Source organism: Xylophilus sp. GOD-11R, from assembly GCF_033546935.1.
Taxonomy (GTDB): Bacteria; Pseudomonadota; Gammaproteobacteria; order Burkholderiales; family Burkholderiaceae_C; genus Xylophilus.
On sequence record NZ_CP137854.1, the window covers coordinates 2206955 to 2221951 of the forward strand.

The 14997-nt window shown below is 68.1% G+C and carries 17 protein-coding genes; 9 read left to right on the top strand and 8 right to left on the bottom strand.

Features of this window, described 5'->3' with window-relative positions:
* Positions 1–153: 153 nt before the first annotated feature.
* Positions 154–726 (top strand): hypothetical protein, encoded by a 573-nt coding sequence (locus R9X41_RS10380; RefSeq protein WP_318634789.1) that lies wholly within the window; start codon positions 154–156, stop codon positions 724–726.
* On the opposite strand, the gene R9X41_RS10385 is transcribed toward R9X41_RS10380, so the two are convergent.
* Both R9X41_RS10385 and R9X41_RS10390 read right to left on the bottom strand, forming a co-directional pair.
* Entirely contained in the window at positions 674–1552 is an 879-nt protein-coding gene (locus tag R9X41_RS10385) for an AraC family transcriptional regulator (protein WP_318634790.1), read from the bottom strand. The genes R9X41_RS10380 and R9X41_RS10385 overlap by 53 nt on opposite strands.
* Before the next feature lie 130 nt (positions 1553–1682).
* A complete protein-coding gene (locus tag R9X41_RS10390) occupies positions 1683–2384 on the bottom strand; it encodes a pirin family protein (RefSeq protein WP_318634791.1) in 702 nt (233 codons plus the stop codon).
* 101 nt (positions 2385–2485) lie between these two features.
* On the opposite strand from R9X41_RS10390, the gene R9X41_RS10395 reads away from it, so the two are divergent.
* Positions 2486–3409, top strand: a complete 924-nt coding sequence (locus tag R9X41_RS10395) for a LysR family transcriptional regulator (protein WP_318634792.1) — start codon at positions 2486–2488, stop codon at positions 3407–3409.
* On the opposite strand, the gene R9X41_RS10400 is transcribed toward R9X41_RS10395, so the two are convergent.
* The 3 genes from R9X41_RS10400 to R9X41_RS10410 are packed head-to-tail and all read right to left on the bottom strand — an operon-like array spanning position 3410 to position 5594.
* Positions 3410–4282 carry an EamA family transporter gene (locus tag R9X41_RS10400; protein ID WP_318634793.1) on the bottom strand — a complete coding sequence of 291 codons (873 nt, stop codon included), beginning with the start codon at positions 4280–4282 and terminating at the stop codon, positions 3410–3412.
* Complete coding sequence (locus R9X41_RS10405; protein ID WP_318634794.1) at positions 4279–4845, bottom strand: phosphonate degradation HD-domain oxygenase; 567 nt, start codon at positions 4843–4845, stop codon at positions 4279–4281. Before R9X41_RS10405 ends, R9X41_RS10400 begins: the two co-directional genes overlap by 4 nt.
* Positions 4846–4850: 5 nt before the next feature.
* Positions 4851–5594, bottom strand: a complete 744-nt coding sequence (locus R9X41_RS10410) for a phosphonate utilization associated transcriptional regulator (protein WP_318634795.1) — start codon at positions 5592–5594, stop codon at positions 4851–4853.
* Between the two features lie 150 nt (positions 5595–5744).
* Here R9X41_RS10410 and R9X41_RS10415 point away from each other — a divergent pair, with 150 nt between their 5' ends.
* From R9X41_RS10415 to phnX, 6 genes are read left to right on the top strand one after another with little or no spacing between them, the layout of a single operon-like run.
* The gene (locus tag R9X41_RS10415; protein ID WP_318634796.1) at positions 5745–6782 is read left to right on the top strand and encodes a putative 2-aminoethylphosphonate ABC transporter substrate-binding protein; all 1038 of its coding nucleotides are present in this window, start codon (positions 5745–5747) and stop codon (positions 6780–6782) included.
* Positions 6783–6802: 20 nt separating this feature from the next.
* Positions 6803–7894 carry a putative 2-aminoethylphosphonate ABC transporter ATP-binding protein gene (locus tag R9X41_RS10420; protein ID WP_318634797.1) on the top strand — a complete coding sequence of 364 codons (1092 nt, stop codon included), beginning with the start codon at positions 6803–6805 and terminating at the stop codon, positions 7892–7894.
* On the top strand, positions 7891–9612 hold the full coding sequence (locus tag R9X41_RS10425; protein ID WP_318634798.1) for a putative 2-aminoethylphosphonate ABC transporter permease subunit: 1722 nt from the start codon (positions 7891–7893) through the stop codon (positions 9610–9612). The genes R9X41_RS10420 and R9X41_RS10425 overlap by 4 nt, the downstream gene beginning before the upstream one ends.
* A complete protein-coding gene (locus R9X41_RS10430) occupies positions 9609–10301 on the top strand; it encodes an HAD family hydrolase (RefSeq protein WP_318634799.1) in 693 nt (230 codons plus the stop codon). The genes R9X41_RS10425 and R9X41_RS10430 overlap by 4 nt, the downstream gene beginning before the upstream one ends.
* A 6-nt stretch (positions 10302–10307) precedes the next feature.
* Positions 10308–11426: a TIGR03364 family FAD-dependent oxidoreductase gene (locus R9X41_RS10435; RefSeq protein ID WP_318634800.1), complete on the top strand. Its 1119-nt coding sequence runs from the start codon at positions 10308–10310 to the stop codon at positions 11424–11426.
* A 16-nt stretch (positions 11427–11442) separates the two neighbouring features.
* Positions 11443–12264, top strand: coding sequence for a phosphonoacetaldehyde hydrolase (phnX, locus tag R9X41_RS10440; protein WP_318634801.1), 822 nt, complete (start codon positions 11443–11445; stop codon positions 12262–12264).
* 48 nt (positions 12265–12312) lie between these two features.
* Here the strand turns inward: phnX and R9X41_RS10445 are convergent, their stop codons facing one another.
* Positions 12313–13101: an NUDIX domain-containing protein gene (locus R9X41_RS10445; protein ID WP_318634802.1), complete on the bottom strand. Its 789-nt coding sequence runs from the start codon at positions 13099–13101 to the stop codon at positions 12313–12315.
* Positions 13098–13526: a winged helix-turn-helix transcriptional regulator gene (locus R9X41_RS10450; RefSeq protein WP_318634803.1), complete on the bottom strand. Its 429-nt coding sequence runs from the start codon at positions 13524–13526 to the stop codon at positions 13098–13100. Before R9X41_RS10450 ends, R9X41_RS10445 begins: the two co-directional genes overlap by 4 nt.
* 87 nt (positions 13527–13613) lie before the next feature.
* On the opposite strand from R9X41_RS10450, the gene R9X41_RS10455 reads away from it, so the two are divergent.
* Positions 13614–14474 (top strand): SDR family oxidoreductase, encoded by an 861-nt coding sequence (locus R9X41_RS10455; protein ID WP_318634804.1) that lies wholly within the window; start codon positions 13614–13616, stop codon positions 14472–14474.
* Here the strand turns inward: R9X41_RS10455 and R9X41_RS10460 are convergent.
* Positions 14462–14941, bottom strand: a complete 480-nt coding sequence (locus R9X41_RS10460) for a carboxymuconolactone decarboxylase family protein (RefSeq protein WP_318634805.1) — start codon at positions 14939–14941, stop codon at positions 14462–14464. The genes R9X41_RS10455 and R9X41_RS10460 overlap by 13 nt on opposite strands.
* Between the last annotated feature and the right edge of the window lie 56 nt (positions 14942–14997).

A 14997-nucleotide genomic window follows, 5' to 3' on the forward strand; every position in this document is an offset into this window, starting at 1 on the left:
TTTCTGACAAGCCAGGGATGTTTTCCATCTTTCGCACTCGGCCAGGATTTGCTAAATTAAATGTAACAACAGCTGCGTCGTGTATCTGGTCGCCTTTTGGTCGTGAAGGTGAGTGGTCGCGAATATGCAAGCAGCGCGCGTTATCGAATGAGAATGCAGGAGAAATCCATGGCGAATGCTGGCAGTTTCATCTCTGAGGTTTACCGCGACGGGCGGGTCTATTACTTCGAGGCGAACTTCACCGTTCGACAGTGGAAGGCCGTCATCTGGGATGAACAGGGGCGGCCGTGCGGATCGATTTCATGCGCCTCGCCGGCGAGCCACCTCGAAGGCGATGCACTGGAAGATGCGGTGTGCGAATGGGTGCACCGGGCGGTGCAGCACGAGGTCGGTTTCGTGGCCGACAGCCAGCGCGGGCTGCGCCTGGTCGACGTCGAGCCGATCGTCGCCAGCCGCAATGCGGCCAATGCGGAGCAGTTCGATTCCGGTGGCGATGGTGCCGACGCCTATGCCTTGTGGGACATGGTCGATGCACTGACCGCCCGCAGCCGCAGCGTCGTCAGCCGCGTGCAGAACGCGCCCGGCCTGGCGCGGTTTCTCCAGCGGAGCGATCCGTATCGAATGGATCGACCCGGCCTGCCACTCACGCCGGTATTGCAGGCCAACACTCCGCCTACGTCACCGCTCGTCGCCAGCTCCCGGGAGGCATCCCCGCCGCCTGGGTGAACACGCGGGTGAAGTGACTCTGGTCGGAGAAGCCGCAAGCCGACGCGATGTCGGCCAGTGGCCGGCGGGTTTCGGCGAGAAGGCCGCGCGCCATGTCCACCCGCTGCCGGGTGAGCCACTGGTGCGGCGTCAGGCCGGTGGTGTCGCGAAACGCGCGGATGAAATAACTGCGCGACAACTCGCAAGCCTCGGCCACATCGGCCACCGAGATTTCGCCGTCGAGCCGGGCACGCAGCATTTCCTTGGCCCGCTCCTCGTGCTGGCGCGACAGTGCGCGCCCCTTGCGTGGCGCGGTGGCGATGGCGCCGCCGTATTGCTCCAGCAAGTAGGTCGCCATGGTCACGCCCATCTGGTCGATGAACAGCGGACTGGCATCGCCCGGGCGCTCCAGCATGGGAGCCACGGCCGAGGCGAGGTTGTAGAGCACCTTGTCCTTCAGTCCGGTCACGCATTCCAGCGAGCGCACCCGCGTGCCGACACGCTCGTCGATCGAGCGCTCGAAGAACTCGTGGGAGATCTCCAGCAGCAGGAAGTCCATCGGGCCGTCGAAGTCGGCGCGGTAGTGGTCGGCGAAGCTGCGGATGTAGACCGCGCCTTTTTCAAAAGCGTGACTGTCGGTGCGGCCGTCGTGGAAGATGCGACGGCTGTGGCCGTTGCCCATGGCGATGCCCACCAGGTAGCCGCGGTCGGTGGCTGGTGTCTCGACCCGGCTCAACCCGTCGGCCCTCGCCCGCTTGCGGTGGAAGGTGATGCCCGAACCCGAAAGCTGCTGGTTCTTGTGCAGCGCGTTGGCCGTGCAGCCCAGGGAATCCATCGGATTGGTCATGTCACACCTCTTATCGGGAAAAACACTTAGTCACCGAAGGCTAGCATTCCTGGCTTTCACCAAACTTGGCATGGCCCTTTGCCAGGGCAGGGCGATCGAATGAACGATTGCCCTGACCGCCCAAGCAGACTCAGGCCGCCGAATCCACCAGGATCAGCTCCGAGTCGACCAGCGCCGTCACCGTGAAGCTTTCCACATCGGCGATGGCCGCGCCGTCGCGGGCCGACAGCGTCACGTCGTCGATCTTCACCTCGCCGCTGGCTGGCACCAGGTAACCGCGCCGGTGGCGGCCGATGGCGTAGCGGGTGCTTTCACCGGCCTTCAGCGTGGCGCCGAGCACGCGGGCGCTGCTGCGGATCGGCAGGGCGTCGTCGTCGCCGGGCAGGCCGCTGGCCAGCGCCACGAAACGGCCGGAACGGTCGCCCTTGGGGAACGGCTTGGCACCCCACGACGGCGGCTGGCCACGGCCATCCGGAATGATCCAGATCTGGAAGATGCGGGTCGTGCCCGGCTCCTGGTTGTATTCGGAGTGCCGGATGCCGGTGCCCGCGCTCATCACCTGCACGTCACCCGCTTCGGTGCGGCCTTTGTTGCCGAGGTTGTCCTGATGGGTGATGGCGCCTTCGCGGACGTAGGTGATGATTTCCATGTTGGCGTGGGCATGCGGCGGAAAGCCGGTGCCGGCGGCGATGGTGTCGTCGTTCCAGACCCGCAGCGCACCCCAGCCCATGCGGGCCGGGTCGTGGTATTCGGCAAACGAGAAGTGGTGCTTGGCGTTGAGCCAACCGTGGTCGGCACCACCGAGGGAGGCGAAGGGGCGACGTTCGATCATGGCGATTTCTCCTGGGTTGCGTGAAGCGATGGAGAGAATTTAGGATTCGCCGATCATTTAGAGAATAGAAGCAATGGAAAGTCATCCATGCCAAAAATTGCATGAGTCAACTACCTGACCTGGAGGCTTGGGCGATCTTCGCCAAGGTGGCCGAGACTGGTTCCTTCGCGAAGGCGGCGACCGAGCTGGGCCTGTCGCAGCCGACGGTCTCCAAGGCGCTGACCCGACTGGAGACGCGGCTCAAGACCACGCTGTTCCACCGCACCTCGCGCCGCATGTCGCTGACCGCCACCGGCCAGGCCTGCCTGGAGCGGGCCAGCCGCATCCTGGAGGAGGGCGAGGCGGTGGAGGCGGAGGTGGGTGAGCAGTCGAAGACCTTGCGCGGCCCGATTCGCATCGCCGCGCCCATGTCCTTCGGGCTGGCGCACCTGGCGCCAGCGCTGCCGGCCTTCATGCAGGAGCACCCCGAAGTGACGCTCGACCTGAACTTCAGCGATGAGCTGATCGACATGGTCGCCGGCGGCTTCGACATCGCCCTGCGCATCAGCTCGCTGCCCGATTCGAGCCTGCTGGCCCGCCGCCTGTGCAACGTGCGCCTGCTGCTGGTGGGCGCTCCGGCCTACTTCGAGGCCCACGGCCGGCCGCAGCATCCGCGCGACCTCGCCACGCACCGGGCGCTGCGGTATGTGCATGCGCGGGCCGGCGAGGCGTGGCGCTTCCATCACCGCACGCGCGGCGAGTTCTCGCAGGTGGTGCCGGCCGCCATGCGGGTGAACAACGCCGACGGCCTCGTGCCCGCGCTGCAGGCCGGGCTGGGTCTGGCCATGCAGCCGGAATTCCTGGTGTGGGAAGACCTGCGCGACGGCGTGGTGGAGACGGTCATGCCCGACTGGCAGGCGGCGCCGATCGCGCTGCACATCGTGTCGCCGCCGGGCCGGGCCAAGCCGGCGCGGGTGCGCAAGCTCGTCGACTACCTGGCCGCGCATTTCGCCGCCGCGCCGTGGGCGGCTGCCGCCGCCAGCTAGCTAGCTGAACCGCAGGGTCATCACGCCGACCACCACCATGCCGGTGCCGGCCGCGCGTGCCCAGCCGAAGCGCTCGCCGAGCAGCACGGTGCCGATGAGCGCGGCGAAGATCACCGAGGTTTCGCGCAGCGCGGCCACCATGGCGACCGGCGCGTGCGTCATGGCCCAGAGGGCGATCGAATAGCTGCCGAGGGAAGCGGCCGTGCCACCCAGTGCCACCGGCACCCGGCGCGCCATGTAGCGCAGCGCCTGCGGCCGCTGTTGCGGCCCGGCGCGCCACAGCACCAGCGCCGCGTAGGGCAGGCCGTCGAACAGAAAGATGGCCGCCGCATACGACAAGGCGTCGCCCGACGCCCGCACGCCCATGCCGTCGACCAGCGTGTAGGCCGCGATGATGCAGGCGTTGGCCAGCGCGAAGCCCAGCGCCTTGCCACGCTGCTGGCTTGCGGCGGCATCGGCCGACACCCGCGCCAGCCCCACCACCAGCACGCCGGCCGACAGCACCACGATGCCGGTCCAGGCCTGCGCCGACAGGCGATCGCCGACGAGACCCGCGCCGACCAGTGCCACCAGCATCGGCGCGCTGCCGCGCATGATCGGATAGGTCAGCCCGAGGTCGCCGTGCTTGTAAGCCCCTGCCAACGCGATGTAGTAGGCGACGTGGATGACCGACGACGCCGCGATGAACGGCCAGGCCTCGGCGCGCGGCAGGCCGAACCAGAGCGCAGCGGGAATCGCGAACAACACGCCCAGGCTGTGGATGAGCGCGGTGTCCAGCGACTTGTCGCCGCCGGACTTGATCAGCGCGTTCCAGCTCGCATGCAGCAGCGCGGCGAACAGGATCGCCAGCAGCAGCGGAACGCCGAGCGTCACGCCGCCGATCCGCCGGCAGGCAGGGCGCAGCGCCGGGCGCGGGCCAGGTAGTGCGAGAGCTCGGGCGTGGCCAGGCCCTCGACCTTGGCGCGGTCGTCCCACAGGCGCAGCCGCACCGCCTCGTCGGCATGCGGCCGGGCGATGAAGGCCTGTGCCTGCTCGGGCGTGAACACGCCGCCCTGCAGCACCAGGCTGCGCTGAGAGTCGGCCGACAGCGCCGCGTGGTAGGCGGGCCGGGTGGCGCAGAGATAGCGCTTGGCATCGACATGCCAGCGGATCGCGTCGAGCACCCGCTCGCCGAACAGGCCGCGCAGAAAGGGCAGGGCGGCGAACTGGTGCAGGTCGTCGATGCCGCGCTCGGTGGGGGTTTCGCCGTGGTCGTGCAACAGGTGGCCGAGGTCGTGCAGCAGGGCGGCGGTGACGAGTTCGTCGTCGGCGCCTTCCTGCTCGGCGAACCAGGCGGTCTGCAGCGCGTGTTCGGTCTGGGTGACCGGCTCGCCGCTGTACTGGGTGTTGCCGTGGCGTGCGAAGAGCAGGGCGATGTCGTCGAAAGCCAGCGCCATGGTGTTCAGGCCTCCACCGCGCCGCGTGCCGCGCGCTTGCGGGCGGGCGGCTGAACCGGCGCTTCGGCCGGCTGTTCGCTGTAGTTGTGCAGCGTGCGTTCGCGGCTGTTCATCACGTGGTCGAACATGGCCTGGCCGGCGGCCTCGGCGTCGTGCGCGGCGATGGCCTTCACGATCTGCCGGTGTTCCCGGGTGTAGACCGCCATCGATTCGACGGTGAGGTTCTTGCGGCGGATCAGCGACAGCTCCTTGATCAGCCGCCGGTAGTTGGCCGCAAACTTGGCGTTGCCCGCGAGTTGCAGCAGGCTGTCGTGGAACTCGAGGTTGAAGCGGTGGAACTCGTGCGCGTCGCCGGCCTTGGTGGCCTGGTCCATGGCGTCGACGAGCTGACGCAGCGCTTTGGCCTGAGCGGCAGTGGCGGTTTCGGCGAGCTTGCGGCCGATGTACATCTCCATCACCGCGCGCAGCTCAAAGATTTCCAGCGCCTCGTCCAGGGCGATGTCGCGCACGAAAACGCCGCGGTTCTTTTCGGTGCGCACCAGTCCGGCTTCTTCGAGCATGCGGAAGGCCTCGCGCACCGGGCCGCGCGACACGCCGAGCCGGGTGGCGATGGTGATCTCGGTGAGCTTGGCGCCGGGTGCCAGCTCGCCCGCGACGATCATGCGTTCGAGCTCGTTCTGCACCAGTCCGGTGAGCGAGTTTCCCTGGAGTTGTGCGATGGCGCTGGAGGCGTTGGTGGGTGTGCTCATGACAGCTATTTTTTATCCTGTTTTCCAGATTGTCTACGATCTACAAAAAACAATAAACAGAAACTGGCCCCGATTTTGCTTGACGCAAATGTCACGAGCATGACTTCTTCGGGCGCCAGAGTCCGCCCGGTTCAACCTTCGGAGCACCCCATGAATTTCGTCAGCAAGTCGTTTTGGGCCGCATCAATCGGGCTCGTGTTCGCCGCGTCGGCCTTCGCGCAGAAGCAGCAACTCATCGTCTACACCGCACTGGAAACCGATCAGATCAAGGCCTACCAGGAAGCCTTTACCCGTGAGAACCCCAACATCGAGATCAAGTGGGTGCGTGATTCCACCGGCGTCATCACCGCCAAGCTGCTCGCCGAAAAAGCCAATCCGCAGGCCGACGTGGTGATGGGCGTGGCCGCGACCAGCCTGGCGCTGTTCGACCGCAACGGCATGCTGCAGCCCTACGCGCCGCTGAACCTCGACGCGATCATGCCGGCCTACCGCGACAAGAAGAGCCCGCCGGCCTGGTTCGGCATGGACGTGTTCGGCGCCACGGTGTGCTTCAACACGGTGGAGGCCAAGAAGAAGAACATCCCGATCCCGACCACCTGGAAAGACCTCACCAAGCCCGAATACAAGGGCCAGGTGGTGATGCCCAATCCGGCGTCCTCGGGTACCGGTTACCTCGACGTGGTGTCGTGGCTGCAGATGTGGGGCGACGACGCCGGCAAGGGCGGCGGCTGGAAGTACATGGACGCGTTGCACGAGAACATCGGCCAGTACACGCATTCGGGCTCCAAGCCCTGCAACATGGCCGCGTCCGGCGAATACGTGGCGGGCATCTCCTTCGAGTACCGCGGTCACACCAACAAGGCCAAGGGCTCGCCGATCGAACTCGTGTTCCCCAAGGAAGGCCTGGGCTGGGATCTCGAAGGCTTCGCCATCTACAAGGGCACCAAGAAGCTCGACGCCGCGAAGAAGCTGGCCGACTGGGCCTCGTCGAAAGACGCGATGCGCCTCTATGGCAAGAACTTCGCCATCACCGCCCAGCCGGGCGTGGCACCCAAGCTGGCCGGCATTCCGGACGACTACGAGTCGCGCCTGATCAAGCTCGACTTCGACAAGGCTGCCGCCAGCCGCGAGGCGACGCTGGCCGAATGGTCGAAGCGCTACGACGCCAAGAGCGAACCCAAGAAGTGAACACCGCGGCAGGCACTGCGATGAGCGACGACGCCTACCTCCGGCTCACCGGCATCCACAAGCGCTTCGGCGCTTTCACGGCGCTGGAGAGCATCGACCTGGCCATCCGCCAGGGCGAGTTCGTCTGTTTCCTGGGCCCGTCGGGCTGCGGCAAGACGACCTTGCTGCGCATCGTCGCCGGCCTGGAGACGCAAACCTCCGGCAGCATCGTGCAGGCCGGCCGCGACATCTCGGTGCTGCCGCCGGCCGGGCGCGACTACGGGATCATGTTCCAGTCGTACGCGCTGTTTCCCAACCTCACGGTGGCGCAGAACGTGGGCTACGGCCTGGTCAACCGCGGCCAGGGGCGCACGCAGATCGGCGCCCGGGTGGACGAGCTGCTGGCACTGGTCGGCCTGCCCGGCAGCGGTCCGAAGTACCCGGCCCAGATGTCCGGCGGCCAGCAGCAGCGCATCGCACTGGCGCGGGCGCTGGCCACCTCGCCGGGCCTGCTGCTGCTCGACGAGCCGCTGTCCGCGCTCGACGCCACGGTGCGGGTGCGGCTGCGCAACGAGATCCGCCAGCTGCAGCGCAGCCTGGGCGTGACCACCATCATGGTCACGCACGACCAGGAAGAAGCGTTGTCGGTAGCCGACCGCATCGTGGTGATGAACCACGGCGTGATCGAGCAGGTCGGCACGCCGATGGAGGTGTACCGCGAACCGGCGTCGCCGTTCGTGGCGCACTTCGTGGGCAAGGTCAATCGACTGAAAGCCGTGGCCGAGGGCGACCACTGGTTCCGTTGTGGCGACAAGCGCTTTCGGAGCGAGCCGGGCGCGGGGGCGGACTTTCGGCCCGGCCGCGAAGTGGCGCTCTACCTGCGGCCGGAAGACCGCGTGGTCGGCGAGCTGCATCCCGACGATCCGCTGCGCTGCGCCGGCACGGTGCGCGCCATCGAATTCCTGGGTGGCAACTGCCTCGCCGAGGTCGATATCGAAGGCCTGCCGGGCCAGCCGCTGCAGCTGCAGTACTCGCTCAACCAGATGGATGAATTCGGCGTGCGTGAGGGCGCCAGCGTGTCCTTCGCCTTGCGGGCCGACCGGCTGCGCGTGTTTCCGGCGGTGGCCGCATGAACGCGATGGCCGCCGTGGTGCGCGCGCCGGCGCTGCGCCAGAAGGTGCAGGGCGCCGATCGCCTCGCCCACTTCGGGCTGTTGCTGGTGGCGGTGCTGCTCTGCGTGGGCTTGCTGGCGCCGCTGGTGGTGATCCTGTCGAAGGCGCTCGACGCGCCGGAAGGCTCGACCACCTCGGGCGTCGGCAACTTCTTGGCCTACCTGGCCTCACCGGGGCTGCTCACCAGCCTGTGGCACAGCGTCTGGGTGTCGGTGCTGGTCACGGTCATCGTGGTGCCCTTGGCCTTCACCTTTGCCTATGCGCTCACGCGCAGTTGCATGCCGGCCAAGCCGGTGCTGCGGGCGATCATGCTGTTGCCGCTGCTCGCGCCCTCGCTGCTGTCGGCCATATCGCTCATCTACTGGTTCGGCAACCAGGGCCTGGCGCGCGACTTCTGGAAAGCGCTCGGTTTCGACGGCATCTACGGCGCGCCGGGCATCGTGCTGGCCGAGTGCTTTGCCAGCTTTCCGCATGTGCTGATGATCCTGGTCACCGCGCTGGCCACCGCCGACGCGCGGCTGTACGAGGCGGCCGACGCGCTGGGCACGAGCACGGTGCGCAAGTTCTTCACCATCACCCTGCCGGGCGCGCGCTACGGGCTCATTTCGGCGGCGATGGTCTGCTTCACGCTGGTCATCACTGATTTCGGTATCCCGAAGGTGGTCGGCGGCAACTTCAACGTGCTGGCGACCGACGTCTTCAAGCTGGTGATCGGCCAGCAGGACTTCCAGCGCGGCGCGGTGGTGGCCTTGCTGTTGCTGCTGCCGGCGGTGCTCACCTTCGGCGTCGACACGCTGGTGCAGCGCAAGCAGGCCGCCACGCTCACCGCCCGCGCGGTGGCGCTGGTGCCGCGCCCCGCGCGTGGCTTCGACGCGGCCATGACCGCCTATTGCCTACTCATCGCGGCGCTGGTGCTGGCCATGTTCGGCATGGCGGTGTTCGCCTCCTTCGCCAAGCTCTGGCCCTACAACCTGGCGCCGGGTCTGGGCCATTACGTGGCCGGGCTGGTCGATGCCGAACTGGGTGACGCGATGGTCAACAGCCTCAAGCTCGCGGCCAGCACCGCGGTCATCGGCACGGTGGTGGTCTTCGTCGGCGCCTGGCTGCTCGAGAAGACACGCGGCATGGACGCCCTGCGCCCGGTGGTGCGGCTTCTGGCCATGCTGCCGATGGCCGTGCCCGGGCTGGTGCTGGGCCTGGGCTACATCTTCTTCTTCAACGCGCCGGCCAATCCGCTCAACGGCCTTTACCAGACGCTGCCGCTGATGGTGCTCTGCACCGTGGTGCACTTCTATACGACCGGCCACCTCACCATGGTGACCGCGCTCAAGGCCATCGACGGCGAGTTCGAGGCGGTGTCGGCATCGCTCAAGGTGCCGCTCTACCAGACCTTCTGGCGGGTCACGCTGCCGATTTGCCTGCCGGTGCTGATCGACGTGGGGCGCTACTTCTTCGTGAACGCCATGACGACGATCTCGGCGGTGGTGTTCCTGTATTCGCCCGACACCAAGCTCGCCTCGGTCGCCATCCTCAACCTCGACGAGGCCGGCGACACCGGCCCGGCGGCCGCCATGGCGGTGCTGATCGCCGCCACCTCGGCGGTGGTGACCGTGCTCTTCATGGGGCTCGGGCGCCTGGTCGACAGCCGCACCCAACGCTGGAGGGCCCCCGCCCGATGAGCCGCCTCGCTATCTTCGATCTCGACAACACCCTGCTGGCCGGCGACAGCGAAGTGCTGTGGGTGGCCTACCTGCTGGAGCGCGGCTTGCTGCCGCCGTCGCTGGCCGAACGCAATGACGACCTCGACCGTCGCTACCACGCCGGCACGGTCGGCCCCGAGGAGTTCTGCGCCTTCTACGCCTCCACTTTCGCCGGCCGCAGGCCCGAGGAGTGGGAGCCGGAGCTGGGCGACTTCATCGACACCGTGATCCGCCCGCGCATCGCCCCGGCCGCGCACGCGCTGGTGGCGCGCCACCGCGATCGCGGCGACCTGCTGGTGCTCAGCACCGCGTCGAGCCGCTTCCTGTCGCAGCCGACGGCCACGCTGCTCGGCTTCGAGCACCTGATCGCCACCGAGATGGCGCTGTCGCCCGACGGCCGCTTCACCGGCCGCAACCGGGGTTTGCCCAACATGCGCGAAGGCAAGGTATCGCGCATCGGCCAATGGCTGGCCGGACGCGGACTCGATGTGGACGACGCGCTGGAAGACGCCGTGTTCTACAGCGACTCCATCAACGATCTGCCGCTGCTGGCGGCGGTGGGCCATCCGGTGGCGGTGATGCCCGACGCACGACTGGCCACGCAGGCCCGCATTCGTGGCTGGCAGGTGCTGCATGCGCTGGCCGACGACTCACCCATCTTTTCCTAATCACCCGTGGACAACACATACGACCTCATCGTCGTCGGCGCCGGCATCGTCGGCCTGGCGCACGCCTACACCGCCGCCCGGCGTGGACTGCGCGTCTGCGTGGTCGAGCGCGACGCGGCCTGCGTCGGCGCTTCCATCCGTAATTTCGGTTTCATCACCGTCACCGGCCAGGGCGCGGGCGACACCTGGCGGCGCGCACGCCGGGCGCGCGAGGTGTGGGGCGAAGTGGCGCCGCAGGCCGGCATCGAGGCGGTGCACCACGGGCTCTATCTCACCGCTTTCCGGCCGCAGGCGCTGGCCGTGCTGGAAGAGTTCATGGGCACCGAGATGGGTGCGCAGTGCGAGCTGATGGAAATCTCCGAAGCCGCCCGCCGCGCGCCGGTGCTGCGGCTCGATGGCGCGCAGGGCGTGCTCTACAGCCCGCACGAGATGCGGGTGGAGTCGCGCACCGCCATCGGCCTGCTGGCGAAATGGCTGACCCAGGCGCACGCCGTCACCTTCCGGTTTGGCGAAGCGGTGCTGGAAGTGGCCACGCCCCGGGTGCGCACCTCGCGCGCGGTGCTGCATGCCGAGCGGGTGGTGGTCTGCACCAATACCGACATCAACGGCCTGTTCGCCGAGCGCCTGGCGCCGCACGGCCTGCGCCTGTGCCTGCTGCACATGCTGCGGGTGATGCCCGAGCCGGGCTTCAAGTTGCCGGGCTCGGTCATGGCCGACCTGAGCCTGGTGCGCTACCACGGCTACAGCCAGCTGCCGGCAGCGCAGAAGCTGATGGAGCAGATGCGGCGCGAAGAGGGCGAGTCGCTCGACAACGGCATCCACCTGATCGTGGTGCAGAGCGCCGACGGCTCGCTGGTGGTGGGCGACTCCCACCATTACGGCGCCGCGCCGGAGCCCTTCGCCGACGAGCGGGTGGACGACCTCATCCTGCGCCACCTGCACGACACGCTGAAGCTGCAGCAGTGCAAGGTGACCGAGCGCTGGGTAGGCATCTACCCCTCGTCCGCGCAGACCGATTGCCTGATCGACAGCCCCGACGACGCCACCCGCCTGGTGCTGGTCACCAGCGGCACGGGCGCCAGCACCGCCTTCGGCATCGCGGAAGACGTCTTCGCCGCCTGGTGAAACACCGAGAGAACCCATGAGCCAGAAACCAGACCCCCAGATCCTTTCGGCCGTCGTCTTCGACTGGGCCGGCACCATCCTCGACTTCGGCTCCTGCGCGCCGATGGGCGCTTTCGTGCGCCTGTTCGAACAGTTCGGCGTGGCCATCACCATCGAGCAGGCGCGCGGCCCCATGGGCGTGGCCAAGTGGGACCACATCAAGGCCTTGTCGCTGCTGCCCGAGGTGGCCGCGCAGTGGCAGAGCCGGCACGGCAAGCCGATCACCGACGCCGACGTGGACCACCTCTACGAAGTCTTCACGCCGATGAACGCGGCCGTCGTGGCCGACTTCGCCGAGTTCATCCCCGGTGCGCTGCAGACCGTGGCCGCCTGCCGGGCACGCGGGCTGAAGATCGGTTCGACCACCGGCTACAACCGGCCGATCATGGAGGTGGTCACGCCCATCGCCCGGGCGGGTGGATACGAGCCCGACAACCTGGTCTGCGCCGGCGACCTGGCCGCAGGAAGACCATCGCCCCTAATGATGTGGCGCACCTTCGCCGACCTGGGCGTGTGGTGGCCGGCCACGGTGGTGAAGGTGGACGACACCGATGTCGGCATTCTCGAAGGCCGCAACGCCGGCACCTGGACGGTGGGCGTGGCGGTCAGCGGCAATGCGCTCGGGCTGACGCTTGCCGAGTGGAACGCGCTCTCGCCAGCTGCTCAGCAGCAGGGTCGCGAGCGCGCCGGCGCCAAGCTGCGTGCGGCGGGGGCGCATTACGTGATCGACTCGGTGGCCGAGCTGATGCCGGTGTTGGACGACATCGCAGCGCGGCTCGCGCGTGGGCTGCGGCCCTAGTCCTCGGCGCTGGTCCTCTGCCCTGGTCCTCTGCCCTGGTCCTCTGCGCTAATCGGCGGCGGCGCGGCACAGCGCCACGGCGATGGCGGCTTCCAGCGTGAGCTTGCCGCCGGATATCAGCGCATCGATGGCCGCATCGTCGAAAACGGCGAACCGCAGCACCTCGCCGTCCTGGTTGACCGGCGTGAAGTCGGCCGCCACGGTGCAGGCGAAGGCGTGGATCGTCTCGATCTGCAGGCCGTGCGCACCGGCGTCGCTCACCGGGCGGCGCACGGTGAAGCTGCCGGCGTTCGATGGCGGCTGCGGCAACTCAGCCAGACGCAGGCCGGCTTCTTCCCAGGCCTCGCGCACCAGCGTTTGCGACACGGTCTCGCCGTCCGAGACCATGCCGCCCATCACCGTGTCCCACAGGCCGGGATCGGTCGCCTTGTCGAGCGCACGCTGCTGCAGCCACCAGTGGCCGCTGCCCTCGATGCGCGCGTGCAGCTGCACGGCCAGCGTGCGGATGCCGAGGTTGCGCACCACGCCGCGCTCGACCCGGGTGAGGGCGGTGTCGTCGTCGGTCGGCATCACCGCCAACAGCTCGTCGCGCCAGTGGCCCGCATGGCCGGCGGCGCGCAGCCATTCGGCGATGTGGGCGAGCGCCGGACCGGCCTCGCCGGCGATGCGGCCGTCCCGCAGCAGCGGCAGGCCGGCGGCGGTCATCAAAGTCCACAAGGGCAGGGCGACCGAGCCGACCTGGTGCTGGCCGATGCGCAGCGGCATGCGCGGGCTGTCCACGTCGTCGCGACAGGCCTGGGCCCGCACGGCCGGCCACCAGGGCGACGGCGGCGTCATGCCGCTTCGGCCTCGACGAGGCCCACCTCGCGCTCTCGGCGGGCCTGCATGATTCGCCAGAGGTTGCCTTCGATCCAGTCGGCCAGGCCCTCGACCTGCCGCGCCACCTCCACGCCCATCGGGGTCAGCGCGTAGTCGACGTGCGGCGGCACCACCGGGTATGCGGTACGCAGCACGAAGCCGTCGGCTTCCAGGCCCTGCAGCGTCTGCGCCAGCATCTTCTCGCTCACGCCACCCACCTTGCGGCGCAGGTCGCTGAAGCGGTGCGTGCCGCCTAGCAGGGCGACCAGCAGGAGCACGCCCCAGCGGCTGGTGACGTGCTGCAGCACCTGGCGCGAGGGGCAGTCGGCGGCGAAGAGAACGCCGCGGCGCATGTGGTCCGCGAGCGTGCCGGGGCGGGGGGCGGCGAGGTCCGGATCGGTCATGGGGTCACTTACCTTCATGTGCGTACTTACGGAAAGTTAGCGTCACCGGTATTGTGCGGCCTTCCTTCACTCGAACGCCAAAAAATCATGATCGCCATCACCGGAGCCTCGGGCCAACTGGGCCGCCTCGTCATCCAGTCGCTGCTGGCCAGGAACATTGCCGCGACGCAGATCGTCGCTGCCGTGCGCGACCCTTCCAAGGTCGCCGACCTCGCCGCCCTCGGTGTCGTCGTACGCCAGGCCGACTACAGCCGGCCTGACACGCTCACGGCGGCCTTTGCCGGCGTCGACCGCCTGTTGCTGATCTCGTCCAACGAACTCGGCCAGCGCGCGATGCAGCACCGCGCCGTGATCGATGCCGCCCGTACTGCCGGCGTGAAGCTGCTGGCCTACACCAGCGTGCTGCACGCCGACAGTTCGCCCCTGGGCCTGGCCGAAGAGCATCGCTCGACAGAGGCCGCCATCGCCGCATCCGGATTGCCCTTCGTGCTGCTGCGCAACGGCTGGTACACCGAGAACTACGCGGCCTCCATTCCGCAGGCGCTGCAGCACGGCGCGCTGCTGGGCAGCGCGGGCAATGGCCGTATCGCCTCGGCTGCCCGCGCGGACTTTGCGGAGGCCGCCGCCGTCGTGCTGACGACCGACGGCCACGAAGGCCGGGTGCTGGAACTGGCGGGCGACACCAGCTACACCCTGGCCGAGTTCGCGGCGCAGATCGCGCGGGCTGCCGGCAAGCCGGTGGCTTACAGCGACATGCCGCAGGCCGATTTCAAGGCCGTGTTGCTGCAGGTCGGCCTGCCGGAAGGCCTGGCCGAGCTGCTGTCGGACTCCGACGCCGCCGCCGCCCAGGGCGCGCTCGCCGACGAATCGAAAACCCTGTCGCGCCTGATCGGCCGGCCGACCACGCCCTGGCAGGACACGGTGGCCACCACGGTTCAGGCCAGCTGAGCCTTGTCCAGCCCGTAGGCCTTGTCGGCCGAGCCGGGCACGTTGCGAAAGCCCACGCTCAGCCGGTTCCAGGCGTTGATCGTCATCACGACGAAGCTCAGGTCGGTGAGCTCCTTTTCGGAGAACTCGGCGCGAACTTCGCCGTAGATGGCGTCCGGCACGCCGTGCTCCGGCAGGCGGGTGAGGGCTTCGGTCCAGGCCAGCGCGGCGCGCTCGCGTGGGCTGAACAGGCCGGACTCGCGCCAGATCGCCACGTGGTAGAGCCGCAGTTCGCGCTCGCCGTGGAGCTTGGCCTCCTTCACGTGCATGTCGAGGCAGAAGCCACAGCCGTTGAGCTGCGAGGCGCGGATCTGCACCAGGTCGTGCAGGGTCTGGTCGATGCTGCTTTTCTTGACCAGCATGCTCAGCTCCACCAGCTTCTTGTAGAGCTCGGGCGATTGCTTGAAGGCGTCGATACGTTGCGTCATGGTGATGTCTTTCGGGTTGGTTTTGGCTGCTTTCAACCTCAAGACGAACCGGCCGC